The following is a 9,808-nucleotide window of genomic DNA, read 5'->3' on the forward strand; positions in this document are numbered from 1 at the left end:
AATTAATGACCGGGTGCGATACGGACCGCGAGAATTTCACCGTGTCCAATATCATCACTCGTGCGATTGATTATCTGAGCGAGCGATATTTGTGTCGCATTCAACGACAATTATCGGATCCTTGGCCGCGCGGACCGGGGTTGGCAACGGCGGGGTGGATGACGGAGGGTGGGCTGCACCGGTAGTCCCTGAGCGAGAGGACCCATCTGTGTCGTCCGTGATCTTGTCCGTCGTCGCCGGAGAGCGGGTCCAGAAGCCCGGCCGGACCACTCGATCGACCAACCCCGCACAGTTGAGCGACGTCGTCGGGACGATCGGCAGCGCAGGGCCGGAAGTGTTCGTGCAGGCCGCCGAAGCCGCCCGGTCCGCGCAGGCCGCGTGGGCCGCGACGCCGGCGCCGCAACGCGGTCAGGTGATCTCGAACGTTGGCCGGCTGATGACCGCCAACAAGGAGCGGCTGGCCGCGCTCGTCACGCGGGAGATCGGGAAGCCTCTCGGTGAGGCGCTGGGCGAGGTGCAGGAGATCATCGATACCTGCGATTTCTTCCTCGGCGAGGGCCGGCGGTTGTACGGGCAGACGGTGCCGTCGGAGATGCCGGACAAGCAGCTGTTCACGTTCCGCCGCCCGGTCGGCACCGTCGCGGTGATCACGGCCGGCAACTTCCCGGTCGCGGTCCCGTCCTGGTACATCGTCCCGGCGTTGCTCTGCGGCAACACGGTCGTCTGGAAGCCGGCGGAGTACTCCGCTGTCGTCTCGGACGCGTTCTACGAGATCTTCGCGCACTCCGGCGTGCCGGCCGGGGTGTTCAACGTGGTGTACGCCGACGGGCCGGACACGTTCAGCGGTCTCGAGCAGGCGTTGGAGGGCGGGCTGATCAACAAGGTCGGGTTCACCGGATCGAGCGCGGTCGGCACCCGGATCGGCGAGTTGTGCGGCCGGCATCTGCAGACGCCGTGCCTGGAGCTCGGCGGCAAGAACCCGATGGTGATCACCGAGGACGCGGAGCTGGAGCTGGCCGTCGAGGGCGCGTTGTTCTCCGGCTTCGGTACGGCGGGCCAGCGGTGCACGTCCTTGGGTACGGCGATCGTGCATCGGTCCGTGTACGACGAGTTCCTGGACCGCTTCGGGCAGGCGACCGCGGACGCGGCGATGGGCGACCCGACCCAGGACGTGCTGTTCGGGCCGTTGCTGGACGAGAAGTTCGCGGCCGGGTTCGAGAAGTCGCTGGGGTGGATCGCGGCGCACCACCGGGTGATCGGCCGGACCGGCCGGGTCACGGCGGACAACCCGCGAGCCGGGTTCGTCGGCGATCCGGCGGCCGGGTTGTTCTACCACCCGACGATCGTGGCCGGGGTGCAGGCGGACGACGAGCTGTTCCTGAACGAGACGTTCGGTCCGGTCGTCGGCGTCACGCCGTACTCGACGCTCGACGAGGCGATTGCGCTGGGCAACAAGTCCGGGTACGGGCTGTCCAGCTCGATCTACACGACGGACCCGAACAAGGCGTTCCGGTTCGCGCAGGGGATCTCGGCCGGGATGGTGAGCGTCAACAACTCGACGTCCGGCGCGGAGGCACACCTGCCCTTCGGCGGAAACGGGAAGTCCGGCAACGGCTCCCGGCAGAGCGGGATGTGGGTCCTGGACCAGTTCACCCGCTGGCAATCCATGAACTGGGACTACTCAGGCAAACTCCAAAAAGCCCAAATGGACACCAAAACCGTCGACGCCGACCTGTCGTACCAGCTCCCCTGATGGAATCCGCCGACGTGGTGATTGTCGGTGGTGGGGTGATGGGGGCGAGCATCGCCTTTCACCTGGCCGAGGCCGGCGTGCGGGATGTGGTGTTGCTGGAGATGAATGAGCTCGGGTCGGGGTCGACCTGTAAGGCAGCAGGTGGAGTACGGGCGAACTTCTCGGACGAGGTGAACATCGCGCTGGGTGCGCGCAGTCTCGAGGCCTTTGCGCGGTTCGGTGAGCGGCCCGGGCAGGAGATCGATCTGCACCGAGTCGGGTATCTGTTCTTGCTGGACAGTGCCGAGCAGGTCGAGCATTTCCGCGAGAGCACCGCGCTGCAGACCAGGCTGCAGCAGAGCTCGAGCCTTCCGACGCGGATGATCTCCGTCGACGAGGCGGTCGCGCTGGCGCCGATCGTTGCGGCGGACGGGCTGGTCGGTGCGTGCTTCTCGCCGAGCGCGGGGCATTGCACGCCGGAGTCCGTCGTACTGGGATATGCATCGGCTGCTCGGCGACTCGGGGCGCGCCTGATCACCGGGTGCGAGGTGTTGGGGATCGAGGCTGCCGGCAACCATTTGACGGCGGTGCGAACGAACCGCGGCGAGATTCGGACCGGGACGGTGATCTGTGCGGCAGGTGCTTGGTCCGCGCAGGTCGGTGAGATGGCGGGGGTCGAGCTTCCAGTGGTTCCGTTGCGGCGGCAGATCGTTGTCACCGAGGCAGTCCCGGGACTTCCGGCCGATCTGCCGATGACGATCGACTTCGGTACGACGTTCTACTTCCACCGCGAGGGTCCCGGGCTTCTCGTCGGCATGTCCGATCCCGACGAGGAGCCCGGATTCCACTTGAACCGGACGGATACGTGGATCCCCCGGCTGACCGAGGCGATGGCACGACGGGCGCCTTCGCTCCTCGACGTCGGGCTGACCGGCGGCTGGGCCGGCCTGTACGAGGTGACGCCCGACCACAACGCCCTGATCGGCGAGGCGGACGGCATCTCGCGATTCCTTTATGCGACAGGGTTCTCGGGGCATGGCTTCCTGCAGGGACCTGCCGTCGGCGAGGTGATCCGCGACCTCTACCTGGGCCGGGAACCGTTCGTCGACATCGCTCCGCTGAGCGCAGACCGCTTCCAGTCCGCCGTCCGCCCCGAGCGGAACATCGTCTGATGACAGCTCTCCTGACCCGGTCGGACGTTCTGCTGGCGCTCGACGTACCTGCTGTGCTCGAGGCATTGCGTGCCGGGTTCCTCCAGTCGAGCGAGATCGAGCCGCTGCGGATCCGCACCGATCTGCCTGGTCCCGGTACGGCGACCGCGCTGCTGCCGGGCGTGATTCCGGGCATCCCGGCGTACACCGTGAAGGTCAACGCCAAGTTCCCCGGCGCCACGCCGGCACTCCGCGGCGTCGTCTGTCTCCACGACCTGACCGACGGCACCCTCCTAGCCCTTCTCGACAGCTCGACCATCACCGCCTGGCGCACCGGCCTGGCAGCCGCCCTCGCCACAGACGCCCTGGCGCCAGCAGGAACCGTCGGTGTCATCGGAACCGGAGCGCAGGCAGCGATGACACTTGCCGGGTTGGTCGCCCTCCGCCGAGTCGACCGCCTCGTCGTGCATGACGTCGCACCAGAGCGGGCCTCGGAATTCCTTGCCCAGCAAGGGATTCCGGGTGTGGTGGTGAGCAGCCCGCGGGAGGTTGCTGCGGCGGCCGAGGTTGTCGTACTGGCCACCTGGTCACGGGATCCGCTGCTCACCGCGGCTGATGTCCGGCAGGGTTCGCATCTCACGACGTTGGGAGCTGACGAGCCCGGGAAGGTGGAGCTGTCCGCCGACTTGCTGACGGCGGCCCGCGTGATTGTCGACGACCGCGACCTCGCCGCTCAAATGGGTGCCTTGGGCAACGTTGGACTGTCGGCCGATGCGGCCCACGCGACGCTGACCGAGGTACTGACCGGAGCCGCCGCCGGCCGCCGATCGGAGGACGAAGTCACCGTCTATGCGCCCGTTGGATTGCCTTGGCAGGATCTCGCGGTTGCCTGGCCGGTCTACCAGGCCTCGAAGGGCGGCTCCCGGACGATCGACTTCCTGAGTTAGTTGACGACGGCCCCGGCTGTGAGGTTGATGGCGGTGCCGGTGATGGAGGCCGCCTTGTCGGACGCTGCGAAGGTGGCTACTGCTGCTACGTCGGCCAGGGTGGCGGCGCGGTTGAGCATGGTTTGGGCGGCGGTGTGTTCGGCTACCTCGCGGCGGAAGTCCTCGGGGTAGGTGTCCGGGTTCGACTCCGGGATGCCGTTGGTCTGCAACGTGATCACCCGGATGCCGTGCGGGCCGAGCTCGCGCGCCAGGCTGCGCCGCAACGCCTCGACAGCACCGAACCCCGCCTGGAAGGCGCCGAGGTTCGCGGCCGGGTCGCCGTACCCGCCGAAGGTCAGGATCACGCCGGATCCCTGCTCGACCATGCGCCGGGCGGCCGCACGGGACGTGAGGTAGAAGGTGCGCAGCATGTTGCGCACCGGCTCCTCGACGTCGGCGAGGGACATGTCGATCAGCGGCGTACCGAAGTACTGCGTGTGGCCGATCAGGTTGAACGAGATGTCGATCCGGCCGACCGCGGCGGCGTGGTCGTCGACCGAGCGTTCGTCGAGTGCGTCGACGACCGCGACCTCGGTCTTGCCGCCCGCGGCGCGGATCTCGTCCGCGACCCGTTCGAGGCGTTCCGCCGTACGGCCGGCGAGATGGACGGTCGCGCCCTCGGCGGCGAACGCCTTGGCGACCGCGCCGCCGATCGGTCCGGCCGCGCCGTACACGATCGCCTGTTTGTCGTTGAGCATCATCAGTGGGCCTCCTCGGCCAGTTCGGTGACGAGGTCGTCGAGTTGCTGCATGGAGGCGCGGATGCCGCGCTCCATGCCGCCGTCGACGTACAGGTCGCGGTCCTCGACCGCGAAGAACACGGTGTTCTGCGTCAGGGTGGTGACCCCGTCGGCCTCGTCGAAGGTGATCAGATTCAGGTAGACGGTTCCCGGTGCCTGGTCGAACTCGTAGGTCTGCACAATCCGCTCCGGCGTCGGCTCCCCGTGGTACAGCCCGTGGAACACATAGCCCCTGCCGTCGCTGTCGTACTGCGTCCACCGCCAGCGACCGCCGTGCTGCGGGTCGAGCTGGTTCACGACCAGCTCGAGCTCGGCCGGACCCAGCCAGCGCTTCACCAGGTCGGGCTCGGTGTACGCGCGGAACAGCAGCTCCCGCGGCGCCCGGAACTCCCGGATGATGACGACCTGCGGCACGCCCGGCTCCGCGATGACCTTCACGACTCCTCCTTCAGGTCGTAGAGCAGATCGTCGAGACGGTCGAAGCTCTCCGCCCAGTAGGCGCGGTAGTCCATCAACCAGCCGACCGCCGTCCGGAGCGGCTCGGCCTCGAGGTGACTGAGCCGGGCCGTCGCCCGTTGCGAGCGGCTGATCAGCCCGGCGTGCTCGAGCACCTTCAGATGCTTGGAGACGGCCGGCTGCGACATGCTGAACGGCGCCGCGAGCTCGGCGACCGTCGCGTCCCCGTGCTTGAGCTGGGTCAGGATCGCCCGGCGGGTCGGGTCGGCCAGCGCCGCGAAGACGCCGGTCAACCCATCTTCATAACCAAATGGTTTCAGAACCATGTGGTTAAGAATGCGTGCGGGCGGCCCCGGTTGTCAACAGGGCGTCAGGGCGTTTGCTCCCAGTTGGCCGGGTCGCACCAGGCCGGGTCGATGCCGCGGTCGATGCAGTACTGCCGGAGGAGCTCTTCCCGCGTCGACGGGCTACTGGTCGGACGCGACGGCTTTGCAGTCGCCGTACTGGTGGTCGCACGGGTCGGCGTTGGCGTCGGCGTGGTCCGCTCGGTGGTCTTGGTCGCGGTCGTCTTCCGGGTCGGGCGCTGAGTCGGCCGGGGCGTCGGGCTCTTGCTCGGCACGAGGGTCGTCCGCGGCACGAGCGGCGGCGTGGACGTTGTCCGCGGTACGGCGGGACTCGTCGAGCTGACCGGACCCGCGGACGGCGATTCCTCGGCGAACGTCACGACCGCCGAATCATCTGGATCACCGAGATGGCCGATCACGAGCACCGCCCAGAGGTTGACCCCGACGAACACGATCATCGCCGCGGCCGCGGCGTACGCGGCTCGGCGGGACGGAGCGGCGTACCGGCCGATCGGGCCCAGGACCGGCTCACCCTTGCCGTCGACCCAGAACTTCCACCCCTCCGGAGCCGGCGGCCAGGACGGATCCGGGCGCCAGGTCTTCGGCGGGATCCAGTTGCGCCGGGGCGGGGACGGCCAGCTCGGCGGCACCACGAACCGCTTCAAAGAGAACTCCTCCACTCACCGACGCCGATCCCCCGCACCAGGCCAACGACACAGACCCGGTGCGGGCTACTTGCGGCTTCGCCACGGCCCGCGTGTCGGCTCGCTTTTTCGATCAACCCCCTCGCGAGAGAGCTTCTGAATAAGGTTAGGCTTACCTGCATTCGACGCCTTTCGGAGGAACCGCCCGCCATGGCCGTGTCCCGTATCCGGTCCGTCGCTGCCGTCGCGATCGCCGTCCTCGCCCTGAGCACCGGCCTCGCCGCGTGCAGCCAGGACGACACCAAGGACTCCGCTGCGAGCACCGGTGACACCGCCGGATTTCCGGTGACGGTCGACCACCTGTACGGCTCGACCACGATCAAGGCCAGGCCGCAGCGGGTCGTGACGCTCGGCGGTGGCGACATGGAGGCTGCCATCGCGCTCGGCGTGGTCCCGGTGGCGGGCGCCGACTGGTTCGGCAACACACAACTGCGCGGCTGGGTGAAGTCCGCACTCGGCGACAAGCCCGCAGATCGACGCGATGGAGAACGGCGACTTCTACGTGAAGATCTCGCCCGAGCTGACTCCGAAGCTGAACGCCGACGTGATCTTCATGGCCGCGCTGGACGGCGCCGGCAAGCTCGATCCCGCGGTCGTCAACGACAAGGTCTGGAACGCACTGCCGGCGATGAAGGCCGGCCACGTCGCGTACTGGGGTGGCGCGCCGGTCATCAACACCGCGACGCCGAGCGGCGAGTTCTCCAGCGCGATGTCGATCGGCGGCCCGCTCGGGATCAAGTACGCGCTGCCGAAGCTGGTCCCGATGCTGAAGAACGCGCTGGCGGGAAGGGGTAACGGCTCTTCTTACTGATGTCTGGATGGGTTCCGGGGCCGGTGCCGGGCTTGGAGCGATGTACAAGCTCGACAGGATGTGTCGGGTCGCCGGGTAGTGCACCTGAGCGTGAACGCGTCCGCGCGTACACCGTCTCGCCGGTGCACTACCTGTCGACCTTGCACCTCACACCACGGCGAACAGCCGAGCTACCACCAACCCGACCATCCAGGCGACCACCCGGTGCGGCAGGCCCCGGCCAGCCCATCGGCAGATCACCACTGGCGGGTTATGTCACCGCTGACCTCCTACATCCCGCCATCGGACACATAACCCGCCAGCCGGCACACACAGCACCCGCACCTCCAGCAAGAGAGTGGTGCGGTGCGTGCGGTGGGACTGGCTGGCCGGGGGTCGGTTAAAGAACATCGGTGAGGAGTCTGGTCAGGTCCTCGCCGAACGGGCGGTCCGCGTCGATCGGAGGTACGACGTCGTCGACCGCCTGCATGATGTCTTGAAGCCCTGGTGGGATCTCGCGGGCCGAGAGTGCGAAGGCCTGCCGTACGGCGAGCAGCTCGCAGACGGTCGTCTCGCGGGTCAGGCGGATCGCTTCACCGAGGTTGCCGACCGCTTCCCAGGAGAACGTCTGCACGTCCTCCTGACCGTTGGACGTCTCCGCCGTACTGATTGCTGTAGGCAACGTCAGGCGACGGAGCTGGTGGGTGGTCGCGACCGCGCGCTTGTGGACGGCGACCAGACCGGCCTGCGGACCTGGTTCGCGGGCGAGTTGCGCGGTGAGGCCGGTGACGTTGGGGTCCAGCAGGCGGTGCAATCGTGCTGTCGAGACCTCGGCGGCGTGCGCCAGTGCGGCTGTCAGGTGATCGCAGTACGACGCGAGATCGATGCCGTGAAAGCCGGCGGTGCCGACGAACTCGCCGTCGAGGTACGCCGGGGAGTCCGTAACGCCCGTGAACGCGCGGTCAACCGCGTCATCCAAGTGCTGCAAGGTCCGTCGAAGGTGAGCGTTCACGTGCCCCGCGACCCGGAACGAGACCGGGGCCTGCAAGCTCCGCGGCTCCGGCTCGGGGCCTGCCAGCTCTCGCAGTCTTGCGAACTCAGCCCCCAGCACGTCGTCTCCGCGCGCCGCGAGCGGCTGATACGGATCCCGGTTGGCGCCGACGACTGCGATAGCGCCGGCTGCCACGGTGCTGAGCTGATCCGCGAGCCGGTGCGCTCTGGTTGCGTGGAGCGCGGCTCGGCCGGTCGCGCCGGGGATGCCGGCCAGCAAGGCGATGCCCTCCTTGGGCCCGGGATCCAGGGACGCGAAGGCGTGCGCGAGCGGGATGATCTCGCCTGCGGAGCCGGCGCCTTCGGCGGGGATGTTCGGCGGCGGGCCGGTGTTGATGAGGGCAACCAGCTGGTGGATCAGTTCGATCGAGACGGCTGCGTCGCCGGTGAGGAAGGTTTTCAGGCGGCCGATGAGGACGGCGCGGGATTCGTCCGGTGGGAGCCAAGGTGGGCCGCCGACCGCTCTACCTCGTAGGAGATTGCGTTGGTGGACCCGCTGCTCGTCTTCCGTCAGGCGGACCTTGCTCAGGTTGCCCATGCCGGTGTTGACGCCGTACACGGGCCGGCCGGAGCGGAGGGTGTCGAGGGCGGCAGCGCGGATCGCGGCCAGGCGGTCGAGGAGAGCGGGCGCCAGCTCTATGGGCTCCTGGCTGGCCGGGTCCAGGTCAGTGGGGCCGTTGACGATCATCAGTGGAACCGGAGCATCGTGCCGGCGTCGGCGGCTTCGGCTCGGCGGAGGATCAGGTGGGCGATGGCGACGTCCAGCAGGGACAGGCCACGGTGCCAGAAGAGGTTGCGTTCGGCATCGTTCTCGCGGCCGGGTTTGCGGCCCGCGACGATCTCCCCGATCTCGGCGTACAGCGTCTCCGGCGACAGCCGCCCGCTGTCCACGTGCCGGCGCAGCGACCCGAACCGCCCGGACTGCGCCTCTCGCCAGTCGTCCACGACCACCTTGTCCATCACGTCGAGCAGATCGAGCTCGACCGCCGAGACCGTCCCGTACGGTACGACGAACGCGCCCGGCCGCACCGCCGCCGTCCGCAGCAGCGGCTCAGGCTCGGTGAGACGGGTCGCCTCGACGAGTACGTCGGCGCCGTCGAAGGCCTCCTCCGCAGTCGCGCACACCCGGACCGGCGTGGTCAGTTCCGCGGAGAGCTCCGCGACGAACTTCTCCCGGGACTCCGGCCGCCGCGACGTCACCCGGATCTCGTCGAGGTCGAGAAGGTCGTCGAGCATCGTCACGTTCCACCACGCCGTACCGCGGGCGCCGGCGTGCGCCAGGATCTTGCTGTCCCGGCGGGCCAGGTGCCGTGCGCCGACGGTCGTCATCGCGCCGGTGCGGGCCGCGGTGATCATCGTCGCGTCCAGGACCGCGAGCGGTACGCCGGTGGTCGGGTCGAAGAGGGTCGCCATCGCGAGCTCGCTCGGCAGACCCTTCTGGTAGTTCGGGACGAAGTCGCCGACCACCTTCACGCCGCTGATCCCGTGCTCGCCGAGGCCGTCGAGGTGTCCACGGAGGACGTTGAAGTGCCGATCCCGCCGTTGTTCGGCATCAGGTGCATGCGCGGCTCGAAGCTCGTCCGGCCCTCGCCGTGCTCGCGTACCGCGTCCTCCACGGCGTCCACGATCTCCAGCCGGGTGAGCCCCAACGCGTCGATGTCGGGGCCGCTGAGGAAGCGCAGCCAGATCCCGTCCGTCACGTGGCTCCTTCGGTTGCCGTCGGTCGATACTTTAGTTTCAGACCGTCACGCTACGTTCGGGTCAGTGTCAGGGTGATGCTGCCGCTCACGCGGTGGTTGGATCCTGAGCACCCGCTGTCTGGCTCTTACGTTCGGTGTCGCCTTCGGGCTGACGGG

The 9,808-nt window shown here is 68.4% G+C and carries 11 protein-coding genes; 4 read left to right on the top strand and 7 right to left on the bottom strand.

Annotated features, from left to right (window positions below; translation table 11 throughout):
* Positions 1–208 precede the first annotated feature (208 nt).
* From EV649_RS12855 to EV649_RS12865, 3 genes are read left to right on the top strand one after another with little or no spacing between them, the layout of a single operon-like run.
* Entirely contained in the window at positions 209–1,753 is a 1,545-nt protein-coding gene (locus EV649_RS12855) for an aldehyde dehydrogenase family protein (RefSeq protein WP_130383428.1), read from the top strand.
* Complete coding sequence (locus EV649_RS12860; protein ID WP_198682422.1) at positions 1,753–2,904, top strand: FAD-binding oxidoreductase; 1,152 nt, start codon at positions 1,753–1,755, stop codon at positions 2,902–2,904. Before EV649_RS12855 ends, EV649_RS12860 begins: the two co-directional genes overlap by 1 nt.
* Positions 2,904–3,830, top strand: a complete 927-nt coding sequence (locus EV649_RS12865; RefSeq protein ID WP_130383429.1) for an NAD(P)-binding domain-containing protein — start codon at positions 2,904–2,906, stop codon at positions 3,828–3,830. The genes EV649_RS12860 and EV649_RS12865 overlap by 1 nt, the downstream gene beginning before the upstream one ends.
* Here EV649_RS12865 and EV649_RS12870 read toward each other — a convergent pair.
* The 4 genes from EV649_RS12870 to EV649_RS12885 are packed head-to-tail and all read right to left on the bottom strand — an operon-like array spanning position 3,827 to position 6,073.
* Positions 3,827–4,570 carry an SDR family oxidoreductase gene (locus EV649_RS12870; protein WP_130383430.1) on the bottom strand — a complete coding sequence of 248 codons (744 nt, stop codon included), beginning with the start codon at positions 4,568–4,570 and terminating at the stop codon, positions 3,827–3,829. The genes EV649_RS12865 and EV649_RS12870 overlap by 4 nt on opposite strands.
* On the bottom strand, positions 4,570–5,046 hold the full coding sequence (locus EV649_RS12875) for an SRPBCC domain-containing protein (RefSeq protein WP_157996233.1): 477 nt from the start codon (positions 5,044–5,046) through the stop codon (positions 4,570–4,572). Before EV649_RS12875 ends, EV649_RS12870 begins: the two co-directional genes overlap by 1 nt.
* Positions 5,043–5,390, bottom strand: a complete 348-nt coding sequence (locus EV649_RS12880; RefSeq protein ID WP_130383432.1) for a metalloregulator ArsR/SmtB family transcription factor — start codon at positions 5,388–5,390, stop codon at positions 5,043–5,045. Before EV649_RS12880 ends, EV649_RS12875 begins: the two co-directional genes overlap by 4 nt.
* Positions 5,391–5,434: 44 nt before the next feature.
* Positions 5,435–6,073, bottom strand: coding sequence for a hypothetical protein (locus tag EV649_RS12885; RefSeq protein WP_130383433.1), 639 nt, complete (start codon positions 6,071–6,073; stop codon positions 5,435–5,437).
* 520 nt (positions 6,074–6,593) lie between these two features.
* Here EV649_RS12885 and EV649_RS41115 point away from each other — a divergent pair.
* Positions 6,594–6,923: a hypothetical protein gene (locus EV649_RS41115; RefSeq protein ID WP_198682423.1), complete on the top strand. Its 330-nt coding sequence runs from the start codon at positions 6,594–6,596 to the stop codon at positions 6,921–6,923.
* Positions 6,924–7,302: 379 nt separating this feature from the next.
* Here EV649_RS41115 and EV649_RS12895 read toward each other — a convergent pair whose 3' ends face one another.
* The 3 genes from EV649_RS12895 to EV649_RS41600 are packed head-to-tail and all read right to left on the bottom strand — an operon-like array spanning position 7,303 to position 9,652.
* Complete coding sequence (locus EV649_RS12895; RefSeq protein ID WP_130383434.1) at positions 7,303–8,640, bottom strand: aromatic amino acid lyase; 1,338 nt, start codon at positions 8,638–8,640, stop codon at positions 7,303–7,305.
* Complete coding sequence (locus EV649_RS12900; protein ID WP_241998060.1) at positions 8,640–9,425, bottom strand: ornithine cyclodeaminase family protein; 786 nt, start codon at positions 9,423–9,425, stop codon at positions 8,640–8,642. Before EV649_RS12900 ends, EV649_RS12895 begins: the two co-directional genes overlap by 1 nt.
* Entirely contained in the window at positions 9,422–9,652 is a 231-nt protein-coding gene (locus EV649_RS41600; protein WP_241998062.1) for a hypothetical protein, read from the bottom strand. Before EV649_RS41600 ends, EV649_RS12900 begins: the two co-directional genes overlap by 4 nt.
* Positions 9,653–9,808 lie beyond the last annotated feature (156 nt).

This window comes from Kribbella sp. VKM Ac-2569, assembly GCF_004216905.1.
In the GTDB taxonomy this organism is placed as follows: Bacteria; Actinomycetota; Actinomycetes; order Propionibacteriales; family Kribbellaceae; genus Kribbella.